The following is an 18121-nucleotide window of genomic DNA, read 5'->3' on the forward strand; positions in this document are numbered from 1 at the left end:
GACGCGGAACACGGACCTGGTGAAGTCGATGTGCGGGTTGAGTTCGTCGGCGTGCAGCGACGGCGCGAGCTGGTTGTGCCGCAGCTGCAGCAGGATCTTCGTGAGTCCGGCGATGCCGGCGGCGCTCTCGGCGTGGCCGATGTTCGACTTCACCGACCCGATCGGCACCGACCCGGGCGCCGCCCCGCCGAAGACCCGGGCCAGCCCGGCGATCTCGATCGGGTCGCCGAGCGCCGTGCCGGTGCCGTGCGCCTCCAGGTAGCCGATCGACGCCGGTTCCACCCCGGCCGCGGACCACGCCCGGTCGATCACGCTGGCCTGCGCCGCCGGGTCCGGAACCGTGTAACCGTTCGTCTTCCCGCCGTGCCCGACGGCGGACGCCTTGATGACGGCCCAGATCTGGTCCCCGTCGGCAAGGGCCGCGGCGAGCGGCTTGAGCAGCACGGCGCCGACGCCCTCGGCGGGGACGAAGCCGTCGCCGCCGGCGCCGAAGCTCGCGCAGCGGCCGCCGCTCGGCAGCAGGCCGCTCTGCTGCATGATCAGGTACTTGTTCGGGTGGATGGTGACGTTGACGCCGCCGGCCAGGGCCATGCTGGCCTCGCCGCGGCGCAGGCTCTCGCACGCGAGGTGGATCGCGGTCAGCGACGACGAGCACATCGTGTCGACCGCGACGCTGGGTCCTTCGAAGCCGCACACGTAGGACACGCGGTTCGCGATCGACGCCGGGTTGCCGGGGATGCCGACGGCGCGGCCTCGTAGCTGCTCCTGCGCCGCGTGCAGCTGGTATTCCTGGTACATCGCGCCGACGAACACACCGACCGGCCCGGACGCCGCGGCCCGGGCGCGGGTGTAGCCGGCGTCCTCCAGGGTCTGGTAGGCGCACTGCAGGAACAGCCGCTCGTGCGGGTCGAGGTATTCGGCTTCGCGTGGGGAGATGTTGAAGAACAGCGGGTCGAACTCGTCGACGCCGTCGAGGAAGCCGCCCCATCGTGGGGTGTTGCCGTCGGCGTCGCCGCCGAAGGCGCGGTGGTCCCAGCGTTCGGCCGGTACTTCGGTGACGCTGTCGCGCCCGTCGCGCAGGTTGCGCCAGAACTCGGTCAGGTCGCCGGCCTGCGGGTACCGGCCGGCCACGCCGATGATCGCGATGTCACCGGCCGCCTGGCCAGGGGTGTCCTGGATCGCCGGCTGCGGCGCCGGGGTGGTCGTGCGCATCGGTGCCCGCGCGGTTTCCGTGGTGCCGAGCATCGCCCGGACGGTCTCCGGGTGCTGTTCGGCGAAGTGTTCGGCGAGGGAGTGCAGGTTGCGGTGTTCGAACAGCAGCGCGGCGGTGACGTCGTCGAACGTGTCGCGCAGGGCGGCGGCGAGCTGGACGACGACGATCGAGTCGATGCCGTAGGTCTCGAACGGCATCCGCGGGTCGATGTCGGCCGGTTCCAGGCGCAACACCCGGGCGAACACGTCGCGGACGTGGCCGACGGCGACCTTGACGAGGTCGACGCCCGCCGCGGGGACGGCCGCCGTGCGTGCGGTTGTCGCGGGTTCGGTGCCCGCCTTGGTCGGCCGGGTGTTCGGGTCGGTCTCGAGGGCGATCACGCCGTCGCTTTCGGCGATGACGAGCTGGTGCTGGATGGGGCGGTGTTCGCCGAGCGGGAATCCGAGCCGGACGAAGCCGGTCTGTTCGAGGACGCGCCGCCACGCGGCGGCGTCGAGGGCCGGGCTGCCGGTCTCGCGCAGTGCCAGGTCTTCCGACAGCCACCATCCGGGCAGCAGCCCGAACGTCACGTGCGCCCACAACTGGTTACGGGTCAACTCGTTCAGCAGCAGCAACCCACCCGGGCGCAGCAACGCCTTCACATGCCGCATCGTGCGATGCATCCGCGACGTCGCATGCAACACATTCGCCGCCACCACCACATCGAACCCACCAACCGGCACACCCTGCCCCACCGGCGACCGCTCAATATCCAACAACCCCAGCCGCAGATACGGCGCCCGACCCGAATACACCGTCTCCGCATGCGACAGGAACGCCGGCGACACATCCGTGTACCAGTACTCCGCCACCCTGTCCCGCCACGGCACCAGGCGGTCGAAAATCATCGAGCTGGTGCCGCCGGTCCCGGCACCCACCTCCAGGATCCGCAGACCACCATCGGGACGCGCCCGCACGAACTCGACCAGCGAGTCGGCCAGGACACTGTTGAAGAAGTCGGCGAGGGCGTTGCCCTGATACAGACCCTGCACCAGGTCCATCGACGAGTTCGGGAACATCACCTCGGTCGCCAGCCGACGGCCTGACAGCACGTCCGGCAACGCCCGCAGCACCGTGTCGACGAGGACGGCCTGGGTGCGGAACTCGGGGTCGTTCACCCACGTGCGGTGGGCCTGGTCCCAGCGCGCCCAGGCGTCGGCCGGCGGGGGCCGCAACACCGTGTACCGGTCGCCGTCGCGGCGCAGGTGGCCGCGCAGGGTGAGGATGCGCAGGGTCTCGTCGAGCCAGGTGGAGAGGTGCGGCGGCAGGTGCTCGCCGAGGTGTTCGCGGTCGACGGTCGGGTTCGCGAACCAGCCGGTGGCGTGCAGCTGGGTCCACAGAAGGTCGGTCTGGAGTCCGTCGAGCCCGTCGCCGGGGTCCTGTCCGGCGGGCAGGGCCAGTTCGGCGGGTGGGGTCGCGGTGCCGTGCCGTTCGTCGAGGATCGGCAGGATCGATCCGGTGTGGGATTCGGCCGGGCCGAGGGCGATTTCGGGTAGTGGCACGACGGTCTCACCGGCGAGCTCGACCACGTCCCGGACCCGCAGATACCCCAGCCGGTCCACCGGCGCCGCGACCAATGCCTCCAGCGCCGCCATACCATCGGCGCCCTCGATCGAGCCGAGACCGACCCGGCCCATCCGCTGCTGGAACCCCTCCCCAGCGACCGCACCGACGCTGCCCCACCAACCCCAATACATCACCTTCACCACACAGTCACGACCCACCGCCCATGACCGGGCGAACGCATCCTGGAACACACACCCAGCCACATAATTCGACTGACCCGGCGCCCGCAGGAACGCATTCAACGACGAGAACATCAACACCAGTTCCAGAGACGCCGCAGCCCCGAACACATCCAGCAGCCACACCGTCCCGGCAGCCTTCGCGTCATACGTCCGCCGGAACTCCTGCGCATCCATGCCCAGCAGGCCACGATCCGCCAACTCCAACGCCGAATGCACCACCCCATGCACCACGCCGAACGTTTCCATCACCTGCCGGTACGCCGCCTCCACAGCAGCACGGTCCGTCACATCCGCACGCACATACACCGGACGCGGACCAACCCGACCCACCCGATCCAACAACCCCTCAATCTCCGCATCGAGGTTGCGGCGACCCAACCACACCAACCGCGCCCCATACACGCGAGCCACATACTCCGAGAACGCCACCCCGACACCACCGGCACCACCGACGACCACGTACACGCCACCACGCCGGAACCCACCAGTCGACGCAGCCGGCACCGCCGCGGGCAGCCAACGGCACCGATACCAGCCACCATCCCGAAACGCCCAACCCCGCCAACCCGCGCCGAACCCGGCCAGCGCCACATCGCTGGGCCACGACGCCGCGTCCGCGGGCAGATCCAGCAGCCGCACCCGCCAATGCGGGAACTCCTGCGCCAACGAACCCACCAGACCATGCACACCCGCATGCGCCGGCAACACCTGCTCGCCGGACACCGATATGGACCCGACGGTCACCACCGTCAAACCCACCACCCGGTCCCCGACCCCACCGCCCAACAGGTCCTTCACCACACCGAACAGACCGATCACTCCAGCGTCCTGGGCCGCCACCACATCCTGGGCAGACTGCGGCGCGAGCCACACCACGTGCCCCACCGAACCGTCCGGCGCGGCCGCGACCCCGCCGAACGCCGCCATCAGCCGGTCCCGCAACGCACCCGGCTCACCGACGACCACCACAGGCCCGGGAACGTCGAACCCACCAGCGAGATCGGCGGCGGGCACCAGCTCCCACGCCGGCGCCACGAACACGCCGTCGCCGGACGGGACGGGGGCGAAGGTTCCGGACTCGCCGCCGGTGGCACGCAGGGTCAGGCCGTGCAGGCTCGCCACGATCCGGCCCGCGTCGTCGGTGACGTCCACATCGAACGTCAGGTCGCCGGTCACCCGGACCGACGCCCAAGACGTCGCCGGGCACGGTCGCAGGACGTCGATCTGCCGCACCGTGAACGGCACCGCGACCCGGGCGTCGTCGCCGGTGCGTTCGCGGAGGTTGACGGTGAGCGGCGCGATGGCCTGCAGGGCCGCGTCCAGGATGCTGGGGTGCAGGCCGAACCGCGGGTCGTCGGGAGCGCCGGCGGGCCGTTCGAGCCGGGCGAGGGCCTGCCGGTCGCCGACCGTGACCTCGCGCAGCGCCTGCAGCCGGCTGCGGTGTTCGACGCCTCGGTCACGCAGCGCGGCGTAGCATTCCGCGGCGCTGAACCTGTCTGCGCTGCTCGCGGCGCGCAGGGCGGCGAGGTCGGCGGTGGGCGGGGCGGGCTCGTCGATCAGGGTCGCGCCGCCCTGGCAGTACACCGGCGACGCGTCGCCCAGCTGCTGCTCGCCGCCGTGAACGGTGAAGGTCACGCCGTCGCCCTGGGCGGCGACGGTGACGTGCACGTCGGCCGGGTCGGTGCCCCACACGAGGGGGCGCGGCCAGACGACGTCGGTCAGCCGGACGGCCGCGTCGGGTGCGCGGAGGGCAAGGGCGACGGCGGCGCGGGCCATCTCGACGGAGACGACGCCGGGGAGGACGCTGACGCCGCCGACGAGGTGGTCGGCGAGGAAGAACTCGGTGCCGGTGAGCGTGGTGGTGTACCGCTGGGCGAACAGGTCCGAGGTGTTGCGCTGCGCGAGCGGATGCAGTGCCGGACCGCCCGCGGGCTGGGCCCCGGCGCCGGTCTCGATCCAGTACCGGCGGCGGGCGAGCACCGAGGCGGGCAGCGGCACCCGCCGGAACCCGCCGGCGGTGAACAGCGGTGCGAGGTCGAGGTCGGCGCCCTGCGTATAGGCGCCGGCGATCACGGCGAGCCGGTCGAGGCGCTCGGCGGAGGTGAGGGCCCCGGCGGCGCATTCCCGGAGGGCTTTGCCGGCCTGGCCGCGCAGCGACGGCGGCCGGTCCTCGTCCGTCGTGTCCGGCGAGACGTGCACGCCGGGGGCCTGGCCGGTGTCGAGCCAGCGGTTGAGCAGGTCGGCGAGTTCGGTCGCGTTCTGCGCGGTGCAGGCGAGGCGGTGCCCGCGGTGGTGCCGCCGGCCGAGGGCGAGGGTGTGGCTCACGTCGGCGAACCGCACCTCCCTCGCCTGCGGGCCCGTGCACCAGTCGGCGAGTCGCCGCACCTGCGCCACCAGCTGGTCGCGGGTCGGTGCGGACACCATGACCGGCCAGGCGCCCTCGACGGGGGGCGGTGGCGGCGGCGCGGCGACGCCGTCGGTCACAACCACGTGTGCGTTGGTGCCGCTGAACCCGAACGCGCTGACCGCCGCCACCCGGCGACCACCCGCGCCGACCGGCCACGGCCGGACCTCGGTGTTCACGGCGAACGGGCTGCCGTCCAGTGCGATCCCCGGGTTCGGGCCGGCGAAGTGCAGCACCGGCGGGATCTGCCCGTGCCGCATGCTCCACAGCGCCTTCACCAGACCGGCGACGCCCGCCGCGGACGCGGTGTGGCCGATGTTCGTCTTCACCGTGCCCAGCGCGCACCAGCCGACCTGGTCCGAGTCGGGGCCGTACACTCGGGACAGCGCTTCGAACTCGACCGGGTCGCCAAGGGCGGTGCCGGTCCCGTGCGCCTCCACCAGCTCCACGTCGCTGGGGCGGACTCCGGATTCGGCGTACACGGACCGCAGCAGCGCCTCCTGCGCGCCGACGCTCGGCGCGGTGATGCCGTTGGATGCGCCGTCCTGGTTGATGCCGGAGCCGAGGAGCACGCCGTACACGACGTCGCCGTCGGCGATCGCGTCCGACAGCCGCTTCAACACCACGACCCCGACGCCCTCGCCCGGCACGAACCCGTCCGCACCTGCGGAGAACGCCGCACACCGGCCCGACGGGGACAGCATGCCCGCGGACCCGGTCGAGAGGTAGAACTCAGGGGTGCTGAGCACGGAGACGCCACCGGCGACCGCGACGTCGACCTCACCGGACCGCAGCGCCTGCACGCCCAGGTGCACGGCCACCAGCGACGACGAGCATGCCGTGTCCACGGCGACGGCGGGCCCGCGCAGGTCCAGCAGATACGAGATCCGCGACGCGAGGATCGATCCGGCGCGCCCGGCCATGCCCTGCGGCGCGAGAGCCCGGTCTTCCTGCAGCTGGTGGTAGTCACCGCCGGTGCAGCCGACAAACACCCCGGCCCGCGCACCCGCCACCCCCGAACCCACCAGCCCGGCCTGCTCCAGGGCCAGAAAACACTCCTCCAGAAACAACCGCTGCTGCGGATCCATCAGACCCGCCTCAAGCCCAGACACGTTGAAGAACAACGCATCGAACTCATCAAACCCCGGCACGAAACTCCCCCGCCGGCACTCCACCCCCGCCGGCAGATCCCAACGATCCACCGGACCCACCAGGTCCTCACCCGCCACCAACCGCGACCAGAACTCATCCACCGACCGCGAACCAGCAAACCGACCCGACACACCCACCACAGCCACCGGCTCACCACGCCCCGGCTCCGACGGCCGCCGCGCCGGTGCCGCAACGACGACCGGGGCAGGCACAGGAACGGGCTCAGGTGCGACGACCTGCAATGCGCCACCAGAAGACACCAGGTGCGTCGCCAGCCGGTCCAGGGAACCGTGCTCGAACAACACCGTCGTCGGCAGCTCGACACCGAACAGGTCACCGACCCGGCGCACGAACTGGATCCCCAGGATCGAGTCCAGGCCGTAGTCCCGCAGCGCCACGTCGTCCTGCAGCGAGGCGGCGGGCACCTTGAGCGTCGCCGCGAGCTCGGCCCGCAGCACCTCGCCGACCCGTTCGTTCAGCAGATCGTCGTCGACGGCCGGCGCCGGCTCGGGCGCGGACCGCGGGACCGGCGTGGACCGCGGCACCGGGGTGGTGTCGCGAGCCGGCTGCGCGGCCGCGGTGGCCTCGGCGACGATGATCTGACCGCCGGTCGAGTGGGCCTCCTCGACGGGGAAGAACACGGAGCCGAACCCGGCCTCCTCGAGGACCTCGGTCCAGGTGTCGGGTGTCAGGGCCGGGCTGCCCGGCACGCGCAGCTCCGGGTCCTCGTGCAGCCACCACCCTTCCAGGAGCCCGAACGCCACGTGGGTGACCAGGTCGATGCCGCTCATCTCGTTCAGGACGAGCAGCCCGTGCGGGCGCATCAGGGTCCTGACGTTGGCGACGGTCCGGCGGATGCGGCGGGTGGCGTGCAGGACGTTCGCGGCCAGCACGATGTCGTAGCCGCCGGCGAAGCCCTGCTCGGCCGGTGACCGCTCGATGTCGAGCAGCCGCGGCGCAAGATACGGCACGGCCGGTCCGAACTTCTCCTCGGCGGCGAGCAGGAACGCCTTGGACAGGTCGGTGAACGCATACTCGTCGATCGCGTCCCGATACGGCTCCAGCACCGGGAAGACCACCGCGCTCGTGGAGCCGGTGCCGGCGCCGATCTCCAGCACGCGCAGCCGGGCGGCCGGGTCGGCCTGCAGCCGCTCCTCTACGTAGGCGGCGATCACGTCCGCCGCCGACCCGTTGAAGTACTCGGCGACCGGGTTGTCGCGGTAGACGGACAGCACGAGGTCCGAGGAGCCACCCGGGAACAGGATGTCCGTGGTCAACTTCTCGCCGCTGAGCAGCTGCGGCATGGCCCGCAGCATCTTCTCGGCGATGACGAGACGGGGCCGCACGCCGGCGTCGGCGAACAGGGTCTCCCTGATCGCTTCCCAGTCCTGCCAGGTCGCCTCGACGTCCTGGGCGGGCTGCCTGGTAGGCGCCAACGGTGTGCAGGTCCCGGTCGCGGTGTCATAGCGGACCAGCCCCAGGTCCGCCAGCATGGTCAGGCTTGCGTCGAGCCAGCTCTCGACGTGGTGGGGCAGCTGCAAGCGCCGCTTGAGCGAGACGACGTCGGTCGGGTCGTGCGCCTCCAGCCATCCGACGGCCCGCAGGTGATGCCACAGCAACCGACCCAGCACATCACTCATGGATCTTGGCAGTCCTTCCGGAGGAAACGAGCGCACAGCCCGAAGTGTTCGAAGGCGGCCAATAGGCAGACAGGTGCCGACGGCATCGGTGGTGCAACCGATGTCGCTCTATCGAAATGCCGCGTCGACCGATTTGCGGCGCACAGACTCCGGCGCCGGTAGGCCACAGCGAGAGCACGCGCGTGCGCAGGTTACAAAGAGTTGACTAGCGCGAAACAACCTTGTAACCGCGCCGAACGATGGGCAGAGCGGCCAAGAACAAATGGCGACTGTCTTCGCAGCCAGAGCGGCTGCGGGCACACTTCGTCGCGTGTGCGATCATGTTTCCCCCATGGTCACAAGAAGGCATCCCCGTCAATGCGCGTTCTTCGGCCCACAGTAGCAACGATTCCAATCCATGTCCAAGGTCAACAGGGCATGGCGGGCCGCCCCGGCCACGTCAGGGGCGTACGCTGAGGCCACGGGGCAGATCCGGCCGTGTGCCAATACCGGCCCCGACCAGCACCTGCGCGCATCGGCGCGCCGGTCATACCCGCCTTGCCGGCGCGGGGTGGCGGGACCCTCCATGGCAGCGTCCCGCCATGAAGATGCGCACCGGTTGCGTAAGCGCGATCGGAATCTTTGTGACCCTCACCACCGTCCAGATCTGTACATTTTCCGATTCTGAATCTTTCTCCAAATAGCGAGTCCTGCGACAAGTAAGGCCACCTGGCGGACTGCACAAGAGCGTCGATCTCCGCAATCCTCATAGTTGGCTCGGAACTTACGTCAGGGACCCCCCTTCGACATCAATATGTGGTAGAAGGTGCGCAATACAAGATCCGGGAAGAACACCCGGACTCAGACCACGGCCAGCGCCGCCCAGGTGGCGAACGAGGCGAGCAGGAAATAGGCGGCGAGCCGCGCGTCCCAGCGCTCCGCCCGGCGGAAATGCCACCAGGCCAGGGCCGGCAGGGCCACGGGCACCAGCGCGAGCAGCGTCCAGGGGCCAGGGTGCCGGGCCGCCGCCAGCAGCAGCACGGCGGCACCGGCGGCGGCGACCAGGGCGGTGACGACGGTGCCGCGCAGGCCGAACGTGGTGACGTAGGTGCGCTCGCCCGGACGTGGGGCCCGGGTGATCTTCTTGGCCACCTCCAGGTGCAGCGACGCGAGGACCACCACGGCCAGCGCCGGCCAGAACGCCGCGTCGAACGATCCGCCGGTGGCGCGCAGGTAACCGAGGTACAGGTACAGGTGCAACAGCAGCTGCACGGGGCAGCTCAGCGCCAGGGTCAGCACCAGGCGCCCCGGGTCCGGTCCGGGTAGCAACAGGAGCAGGGCATAGACCAGCTGGACCGCGATGACGGCGGCGGCCCGCGGATCATGCAGGTTGACCGCGACGAGCACGATCGCGACAACGGCGTACCAGCGCAGCAGCACGGACGCGCTGACGTCGCCGCGCGCCAGGGGGCGGTCTGGGTTGTGCACGCGATCGTAGGGCAGGTCGCGGATGTCGTCGACGATGCGCATGAGCAGCATGTCGAGGGCGATGGTGAGCGCGGCGAGGGCGGTGCCAGTGCCGGGTCGCCAGGCGCCGCCGTGCGGGTCGGTGAGGGCGAACAGGCCGGTGACGCCGTACGCCCAGCAGACCGCGAACAGCACCGACGGCACCAGCGGGTAGCTGCCGCGGATGAACGCCCTCATCGCAGGTGCACCGGTAGACGCCACAGGCCGCGCAGGAACATCCGGTCCCGCCACGCCGGGCCGTCGGGGTCGGGTGCGGCGCGCAGGTCGGGGAAGCGGCGCAGGAGGGCGCTGATCGCGGTGCGCAGTTCGACCCGGGCGTGCGGGGCGCCGAGGCACATGTGCCGGCCGTGGCCGAAGCCGAGGTGCGGGTTGGTGGGCCGGTCGAGGCGGAACTCGTCCGGGTCCGAATAGACCGCCGGGTCGTGGTTGGCGGCGTCGGTGAGCGGGATGACGACCTGCCCCGCCCGCAACGGCACGCCACTCAGCGACGCGTCGGCGAGCAGGACGTGTGGTTGCCCGCCGGTCCCGGCGAACCACACCCAGCGCAGCAGTTCTTCGACGGCGGCGGGGATCAGGTCGGGTTTTGTTGTCAGGGTGCGGCGCAGTTCGTCGTCGTGCAGGAGGTGGTACGCGCAGCTGCTCAGATGGCTCGCAGTGGCATCTCCGCCGGCCATGACGAGACCGGCGGCCATGACCACGATCTCCTGCTCACTGAGCGGGTCCGGAGCCGCCGGGAGGGCGGCGAGGAGGCCGTCGCCGGTGCCGAGCCGTTCCCGGAAGTAGCCGTGCATGGCGGCCGTCGCCGCGGTGACCTCCTCGGCCCGGAAGCGGCCGGCCGACATCATGGCGTCGGTCCACGCGCTCAGCAGCTCGACGTCGCCGTCGGGGACGCCGATGATCCGGGCGACGACGAGGTACGGCAGCGGCCGCAGATACGCGGCAACCAGGTCGACCGGTCCCGGCTTCGCGCCGGCCGCGTCGAGCAGGTCGTCGGCGATCTGCTCGATCCACGGCCGATCGGTCTCCGCGGCCCGATGGGTGAAGGCGGCCTGCACGGTCCGGCGGCGTCGGGTGTGCAGTGGTGGGTCGGTGGTGGCCAGGGCGAGGGTGTCCGGGCTGCGGGCGAACATGGTGCCGCCATGCCACTGTTGTCGGCTGAACCGTGGGTCGGACAGCACGGTCTTCACGTCGGCGTGGCCGGTGACGAGCAGCGCCGGATGGTTGCCGCGGATGCGGACCGGCACCAGGGCCTGCGACCGGAACAACGCCGCCTGCCCGGGGTCCAGGGCTACGCCGGGCCGGCTGTCGAACGGAAACTCGGTCATGCCTGCTCCGGGAGGATGCGCACCGTGCCGGCGGTGCCGTCGAGTTCGATCAGTGCGCCGTCGGGGATGCGGGTGGTGGCGCCGTGGACGGCGACGACGGTCGGCACGCCGAGGAGCCGTCCGGTGATTGCGGTGTGCGACAGCAGGGTGCCGCGTTCCACGACGAGGCCTTTCGCCGCCATCATCAGAAACAGCCACCCGGGGTCGGTTTCGCGGGCGACGAGGATCGCATCACGACACGTCTCCGGCGCCACGGACGGGTCAAGGACCAGGCGGGCCGGTGCGCGTACGACGCCGGGCGCGGAGCCCAGCCCGGTGAGCACCCCGGCGGCGTCGACGGCGGGGGCCGCGGTCACCTCGACGGCGTCGGGCAGCGTGTCGGCGAGCGGGCCAGTGGCTGGGGTGCGTAGCAGCCCAGCGCGGTTGGGACGGGTCTCGGTGAGGAGGCGTTCGCGGCGGCGGGCGGCGGCGAGGTCGCGCAGCGCGGCGCAGGGCAGGGTGCCGTCGTAGGCGCCGAGAACTTCGGCGACGGTGAGGTCGCGGATGTCGAGCGGGTCGTCGAGGTGCCCGGTGGTATGCAGGTCGCTGCCGAGCCGCCACAGGATCTCGCGGGACAGTCCATACAACTGTGTGCGGCAGAAGCGTGTGTCTTCCCGGACCCGCGCGATATACCGGACGTATCGCGCGAGGCCGCGCACGACGGCGCGGCGCAACCGGCCGGGGCAGCGTGTGCTGAGTTCCTCCGCGGCCTGCCGGGCGGCCTGCTGCTCGGTTTCCAGCAGGGCTTCGACGGTGCGGCCCTGGGTAATGTACGGACGCAACAGTTCCAGGACAGTCCACGGCTGCTGCCGCGGCGTCGGTTGTTCGAGTTTGAGGTCGTGCAGGGCACGGTCACCGTAGCGGCGCAGATAGTCGGCGGCCGCCTCGGCCAGGGCCGCGCCGTGCCGCCCAGCGCTGATGTCACGCCAGACCTCGCGGGGCCGTTCGCCGGACTCGACAGCGGCACGCAGGTCCGGATCGGCGGCGACAAGCTCGGCGAGGGCAACGCTGGCACGGACCGCCTGCAGTGACCGGTTCGCAGGCCCACCGGTCAACAGACCGGTCAGCATCCCCTTACCGCCGGCCCACCGGTCCAGCAGCCGCATCAGGGCTTTGACCGCGAGCAACCCATAAATGGAGTTGGTGAGCGTGACACCCCAGCGGACGCTGACCGCCGCCCATAATCTGCGGTATTCGTCGACGAGCTGATGCGGGGTGCGCCCGGACAGGTCACCGGCGTCCGTCATGACACCGTCCCACCAGCGCAGAAACTCCCGGGCCCGCCTCGGGTGGCGGGTGGCGCGCAGGACCGTGCCGGGCAGCGCCAGCCACGCCCGCCGGCGGGAGCGGGTGACGGGTGGGCGGGCTTCGCCGGTGACACCCATGCCGTCCTGCCACACGTCGCGGACCAGGTCGAACACTGGCATCTGTCCGTGCAGCGCATGCCACGCCGCGAGGCGGTAGTACACCCGGCCGTCCAGGTGCGCGACCAACTGCTCCAAGTGATGCCGGTTGGCATCCACGGTGCGGGCCGGCACACCCATGCGGTGATACATGTCCCCGAACGCGCGTCGGTAGAACTCCTGCGCCTGCGAAAACGTCAGCGCACCCGACACACCCGGATAGCTCTCGGTGATGTTGTGATTCGCCCAATACAACGGCGGCCCAGCCGGCAGCACCATCGGCCGCGCCTGCACCAGATGCAGCACACCGTCAGCGGTGATCGTGCCCTCAACATCCTGGGGACCGCCGAAGAACACCTCCACCCGCGCCGCGAGCGCGGCGACGGCACGAGCCGTGCGGTCATCCAGCACCGGCGCGGCGGCCAAGCCTGCTGGCACCGGCAGCAGCGCAAGCTCATCGCTGCCGGCCGGGGGCGGACCGACCATGCGTTCCTTGCGGACCAGATCGGCGGTCACAGTCGTGCCGGTGACGTGGAAGTGGTCGACGTCGGCCTTCTCCTGCACGACGCCCTCGCCGATGCCGTGCGCGGCGGCGATCACGGTGCGCCGGGCGCCGTCGCGCGGGTCACGAGTGAACACCACGAACGAGCGGGTGCCCGGCACCATCAACTGCACACCCACCGCGATCCGAGTCCGGGCCGGGTCCAAACCACGGAACTCCCGGTAGGCAACTGCCCGCGCAGTGAACGCCGACGCCCAGCAGGCCGCGATCCGATCGGCGACCCGATCCGCAGGCACGTACAGGAAGCTGTCGCTCATCCCCGCGAACGGATCAGTGCCGTCCTCCCCGTCTGAACCATCCACTGTGGACGCGACAGCACAGGCACGGACTGCGAACACCGTATCCGGGCCGAACCGGTCGGTGACCTGGTCCAGGATCTCCTGCGGCACGGGCGCGGCCCGCAACGCTGCGGCGGCGCGCTCCCACCGGTCAGGCCCGTCACCGAGCTCGACGGTTGCGAAGGCGTCGTCGAACGCCGTCGCGGGCACCGCGATCAGGTCGGGCACCGGGAACCCGGCGGCCCGCATCCGGTGCAGGCGGGCGAACTTGTGCCCCACAAGGGCCGGGTCGGTGACGTCCAGGACGGTCGTGATCGTCATGTCTCGTTCCAGCCGTCGATGTGAATGACGTCATCCAACGGACCACGCCGCGCCGGACGGAACTCGCCGCCGATCGGATACGCGGTCGGGATCAACGCACCCTGCCGGACATGGCCCGGCAGCCGCAGCAGCGCAGCGACCTCAGCCTCCCGATCCAGGTGCACACTCGTCCACGCCGTGGCCAGACCACGAGCCCGAGCGGCCAGCATGTAACTCCACGCAGCGGGCAGCAACGACCCCCACGTGCCGGCCTGATTACCGGCGCTGAGACCGTTCGGCAGCGAAAGGCACGGCACCACCAGAACCGGCACCTGCCCGAGATGCTCCGCGAGATACCGAGCGCTGACCATATCCCGCGGCGGGACCACCGGGTCGGTGACATCCGGCGGATACCGCTGCTCGAACGCCGCCCGGTACACCTTGCCGATCGCGGACCGCAGCCCGCCGTCGGTGACGACAATCCACCGCCAATGCTGACGACCCGCCCCGGTCGGCGCCTGCACAGCCAACTCCAGGCAGGCACGGACATCGGCCACGTCGACGGGACGGGTCAGGTCCAGACGGCGGCGCACCGACCGGGTCGTGGCGAGGACCTCTTCCGCGTGCATCACCACACGCCCGGGACCAGACGTTTGCGGCCCACGGCATAGTCGCGGTAGCCCGGCATGTCCCACAGCACCTGCTCCTCCACCCGCAACCGCCACACGATGGACCCGACCAGGGCACACAGCGCCAGGACCGCGGCGGGACCGGGGAAACACCCGACGAGACCTAGGTGGGCCACGATCATGCCGGCGTAGGCGGGGTGCCGGACCAGACGGTACGGCCCGTGCGTGACCGCGACCTGATCGCTGCGACGCACCACATGATGCGAGTAGAACCGGCCCAGGGTGCGGATCGCAGTCTCCCGCAGCACCACACCACCAACGAACAGCGCAACCGCCGCCCAGAACCACGCCGGACGCTCCCCCGGCACCAACAGGCAACAACCAATCACCGCCAGGCGGGACGCGCCATACGGCACGATCGTCCACGCATCCTGCGGCGCACTCGTAGCCCGCAACGCCACCGGCGCCTCCACCAACAACCACAACACATACAGACCGACCACCACCAGCACAGCCGGATCGGCACGGTGCACGTAGACGCCACCGGTGAGCAGCCCGAACGCGGTGACGAAAATAATCCAGGGTGCGGTCCTCATGCGGTCCACTCCGGACGGTGCACGATCTCCAGGACGGCGGCGCCGACCGCGATGCCGGTGCCGTTGGCCATGACCAGGACCCGGTCGCCGGCCTCCAGCTGCCCGGTGAGCACCAGGTGTTCCAGGGCGGCGACCTGGTCGCCGGAGCCGAGGTGCCCGAGGTTGCGGCCGAACTCCAGCATGCCGCGGGTGTGGTCGATGCCCAGCGGCTTGAGCACGTGCTTGACGTAGCGCTCGTCGCCGGCGAACACGTGCAGCACGCGGGCCACCTCGGCGGCGGTGATGCCGGCCTCGGCGAGGGCCTGCTCGGCGGTCTCGGTCCGGGCGTCGCGCAGGCGGCGCAGCGCGGTGGCGAGGCGGCCCGGGCCTTTCGCGTCGTACGCGGCGAACCGGTTGCCGAGGCGCACCGGGCCGTCCGCGGCGACCGGCGGTGGGAAGATCCGCTCGTCGCCGCGGTACATTTCCTCCAGATCGGACAGCGAGCGGTTGACGATGCTGCGGAGCCGCGCGAACCCGCCCCGGTTGCTCAGGACCGCGGCGGTTCCCGCGTCGCCGAGGATCGAGCCGCGGTTCGTCCCGGCGTTCGTCGCGTAGCGCCAGCGGACCTGCGGGTCGTAGCCGGTTGCGGGCTCCACGCCGAAGTTGTCGCCGTTGGTCACCAGGACCGCGCCCGGCCCGCGGGTGAGGTGCCCGGCGGCGAGGTCGAACGCGTTGAGCATCCCGGCGCTGCCCTGCCGCAGTTCGATCGCGGGCACCCCGCGGCCGATGGCGTGGTGTTCGAGGTAGTGCTGCGGGTTCCAGCCGTTCGGGCCCTGCGGCGCCGACGTCACGTGCAGCAGCAGCCCGACGTCGGCCGGGTCGACGCCGGAGCGGGCCATCGCGCTGCGGGCGGCCCGCAGCGCCAGGTCGACCGGTGCCATGTCACCGGCGACCGCGACCCCGGTCCAGCCGTCCTGCTCGGCGTCGCACCAGCCCTGCCGGGCCGCGTCGGCGACGCTGAGCACCGGGGGGATGTATGTGCCGACGCTCGCCAGCCACAGCTCGTCGAATCTCACGCGGACCTCAGCTTCCGGTACGCGGCCGGCGACATCGTGTGCGTGACCAGCCGGACCGTGCCGAGCTCGGTCGACCCGTACAGCAGGCACATGTCGAACGCGACCCGCGGCCGGGCCTTCCCGCTGGGGGTCCGCCAGCGCAGCCGCAGCGGCAGGTCGCCGGGCGGGGCGGTCGGCACGTCGGCCTCGAGGTCGATCCAGACCACATGGGAGTCGTACGGGTGGCCGTTGGCGACGTGACCGAGCATGAGAATGAGCTGCCGGGCGGCCTCGATGACCTCGATCGGGTCGCGCAGCTCGCCGGGTTCGGCGAGCTTCGGGCAGCGCAGGACGGCGGACGTGAACTCGCCGGGGCCCTCCTCGGTGAGCGTGCCCGCCATGACGGTGCTCTCGTCGGCCCGGTGCACGAGCCGCGGCTCTGCGGGGGCCTCCAGCGTCGCGGTGGCATCCAGCGTCGCGGTGGCCGCGCGGCCCGGCACGGCGGGACGGTGCCCGGGCGGCGCCGCGGAAGGCAGCGGGGTGCCGGCCGTGACGGTGAGCGTGCCGCGGCAGATGTCTCGGCCGGCGGCCCCGCCCGGCTGGGCGGCGGTGAGGCCGAGGGTCTCGCCGTCGGGCTCGCAGCGCAGCTCGACGGGCGCGTCGAGCTCGCCGAACGCCGGGAACGTGAACGCGAGCCGCATCCGGCGGTCGGGTTGCCGCAGTGCCCCACCGGTGACGTCGTCGGCGAGGTCGAGCAGACCGGCGACGAGCAGGTTCCCGGGCAGGTGGTCGACCGGGTGGTCGAAGAAGAACGGATGTTTCCGGTCCATGCGCAACGCAGCCGTCCGCATCGATGCCCCCATTCATCCATGACGCGTTGGAAGCATCGAAGTTTCCGGGTAGCACTTGTTCACGTCAATACTGAGAAAACATGCGGCATTCACCCGCACTCAGCTTTTCGGACAATCGCCATTCATCCAATCGGTGTGCAACTGAGCACCTGCCTCAGTTGCACGCCGAATGCTGAAACAATGCGGCAACACGCCGCGGCAGATCGGAAGGCAGGGCTCAACCGCGCAGGCCGTCGGTGGTGTCGCGCACCGCGGCGAGTTCGCGTTCCTTCGCGGCGTACAGCGCCGGGATGTTGCTCGTGCCGAAGGTCCGCGCGCCGTGCCGGTCAATGAGCTCGGAAAAGTATGTGCGCCGGATGTGCATCGACTTGGCGAAGATCTGGTACATCTGGCCCCAGTGGTCCCGGTCGACGAGAATGCCGAGCGGACTGAGCTGCGCCACCGGCACGTCGACCGGACCCAGTCGCGCTTCGAGCATGTCGTAATAGCTCGTCGGGGTCTCGGCGAACTCCATGCCGCGCGCGCTGAACGTGCGCACGGCGGTCACGATGTCGTGGGTGCTGTAGGCGATGTGTTGCACGCCGGCGCCTTCGTGCCAGGCGAGGAAGTCGTCGATCTGGCCGGCGCGGCGGCTCAGGTCCGGCTGGATCAGCGTGAATGTCACGCCGCCGGAGGGGCTCTGCACCACCTTGGACTGCATGCCCTGTTCGCCGACCTCGATGTACTCCTGGAAGATCATGGTGAAGCCGAAGACCCGCTCGTAGTACTGCACCGTCGGGTCGAGCTCGCCGGCCTGCAGGCAGATCGCGGCGTGGTCGATGGTGTGCAGCAGGTCCGCGTCCGTCGGCGCTTCGGGCGCCACTGACATGTCGATCGCACCGGGCAGGAACTGCCCGTCGCCGGTGGTGCGCTGCACGAGGCGGTGCGTCACGTCGCCGAAGCCGGACACCTCCGCGGTCACGACCGTCGAACCGTCGTGCTCGAAGCGGCGCGGCGCCTCGACTACCACCGCGCCGGCCGCGACCGCCTCGGCGAACGCCGCCTCGACGTCGGTGCAGCCGAAGCCGACGACGGCGACGCCGTCGCCGTGCTGCGCCACGTAACGGCTGGCCCGGTGGTCACCGCTGAGGCCCGAGGTGAGCAGGATCCGGATGTCGCGCTGCCCGAGCAGCACGCTGCGCTGACCGGCGAGGCCGGTCTCCGGGCCGCCCTGGCCGTAGACGTGGAAGCCGAGCGTCGCGCACAGCTGGCGGGCCGCCTGGCGCGCGTCGCCGACGAACATCTCGATGTGGTCGGTGTCGAGGATCTCCATGGCCTGCTTCCCTTTCGGGTTTCTGATCGGGCGGGCCCGGGCCTTGCGCCGGCCCGGTGGATCACGGCCGCTCTGCGCACGGCAGCGGGC

9 protein-coding genes are annotated in these 18121 nt (G+C 71.1%); all 9 read right to left on the reverse strand.

Features of this window, described 5'->3' with window-relative positions:
• On the reverse strand, window positions 1-8196 hold an 8196-nt coding region (locus AB0K00_RS37870), incomplete at its 3' end, for an SDR family NAD(P)-dependent oxidoreductase (RefSeq protein ID WP_363531008.1).
• A gap of 840 nt (window positions 8197-9036) precedes the next feature.
• Window positions 9037-9879 (reverse strand): hypothetical protein, encoded by an 843-nt coding sequence (locus AB0K00_RS37875; RefSeq protein WP_363531011.1) that lies wholly within the window; start codon window positions 9877-9879, stop codon window positions 9037-9039.
• Entirely contained in the window at window positions 9876-11027 is a 1152-nt protein-coding gene (locus AB0K00_RS37880; protein ID WP_363531014.1) for a cytochrome P450, read from the reverse strand. The genes AB0K00_RS37875 and AB0K00_RS37880 overlap by 4 nt, the downstream gene beginning before the upstream one ends.
• Window positions 11024-13630: a PEP/pyruvate-binding domain-containing protein gene (locus AB0K00_RS37885; RefSeq protein WP_363531017.1), complete on the reverse strand. Its 2607-nt coding sequence runs from the start codon at window positions 13628-13630 to the stop codon at window positions 11024-11026. Before AB0K00_RS37885 ends, AB0K00_RS37880 begins: the two co-directional genes overlap by 4 nt.
• Window positions 13627-14238, reverse strand: a complete 612-nt coding sequence (locus tag AB0K00_RS37890; RefSeq protein WP_363531067.1) for a nitroreductase family protein — start codon at window positions 14236-14238, stop codon at window positions 13627-13629. The genes AB0K00_RS37885 and AB0K00_RS37890 overlap by 4 nt, the downstream gene beginning before the upstream one ends.
• Window positions 14238-14834, reverse strand: coding sequence for an isoprenylcysteine carboxylmethyltransferase family protein (locus AB0K00_RS37895; RefSeq protein ID WP_363531019.1), 597 nt, complete (start codon window positions 14832-14834; stop codon window positions 14238-14240). The genes AB0K00_RS37890 and AB0K00_RS37895 overlap by 1 nt, the downstream gene beginning before the upstream one ends.
• Window positions 14831-15889 carry a ketoacyl-ACP synthase III family protein gene (locus AB0K00_RS37900; protein ID WP_363531022.1) on the reverse strand — a complete coding sequence of 353 codons (1059 nt, stop codon included), beginning with the start codon at window positions 15887-15889 and terminating at the stop codon, window positions 14831-14833. Before AB0K00_RS37900 ends, AB0K00_RS37895 begins: the two co-directional genes overlap by 4 nt.
• Window positions 15886-16698, reverse strand: coding sequence for an AfsA-related hotdog domain-containing protein (locus tag AB0K00_RS37905; RefSeq protein ID WP_363531025.1), 813 nt, complete (start codon window positions 16696-16698; stop codon window positions 15886-15888). Before AB0K00_RS37905 ends, AB0K00_RS37900 begins: the two co-directional genes overlap by 4 nt.
• A 238-nt stretch (window positions 16699-16936) precedes the next feature.
• Window positions 16937-18031, reverse strand: coding sequence for a 4-hydroxyphenylpyruvate dioxygenase (gene hppD, locus AB0K00_RS37910; RefSeq protein WP_363531028.1), 1095 nt, complete (start codon window positions 18029-18031; stop codon window positions 16937-16939).
• Window positions 18032-18121: the final 90 nt, after the last annotated feature.

This window comes from Dactylosporangium sp. NPDC049525, from assembly GCF_040676755.1.
Lineage (GTDB): Bacteria > Actinomycetota > Actinomycetes > Mycobacteriales > Micromonosporaceae > Dactylosporangium.

What these genes read in the sequence shown, in the direction of transcription:
- AB0K00_RS37875 (WP_363531011.1), bottom strand. Translation starts at nt 9,879, where the DNA reads ATGAGGGCGTTCATCCGCGGCAGCTACCCGCTGGTGCCGTCGGTGCTG.
- AB0K00_RS37880 (WP_363531014.1), bottom strand. Translation starts at nt 11,027, where the DNA reads ATGACCGAGTTTCCGTTCGACAGCCGGCCCGGCGTAGCCCTGGACCCC.
- AB0K00_RS37885 (WP_363531017.1), bottom strand. Translation starts at nt 13,630, where the DNA reads ATGACGATCACGACCGTCCTGGACGTCACCGACCCGGCCCTTGTGGGG.
- AB0K00_RS37890 (WP_363531067.1), bottom strand. Translation starts at nt 14,238, where the DNA reads ATGCACGCGGAAGAGGTCCTCGCCACGACCCGGTCGGTGCGCCGCCGT.
- AB0K00_RS37895 (WP_363531019.1), bottom strand. Translation starts at nt 14,834, where the DNA reads ATGAGGACCGCACCCTGGATTATTTTCGTCACCGCGTTCGGGCTGCTC.
- AB0K00_RS37905 (WP_363531025.1), bottom strand. Translation starts at nt 16,698, where the DNA reads ATGGACCGGAAACATCCGTTCTTCTTCGACCACCCGGTCGACCACCTG.
- hppD (WP_363531028.1), bottom strand. Translation starts at nt 18,031, where the DNA reads ATGGAGATCCTCGACACCGACCACATCGAGATGTTCGTCGGCGACGCG.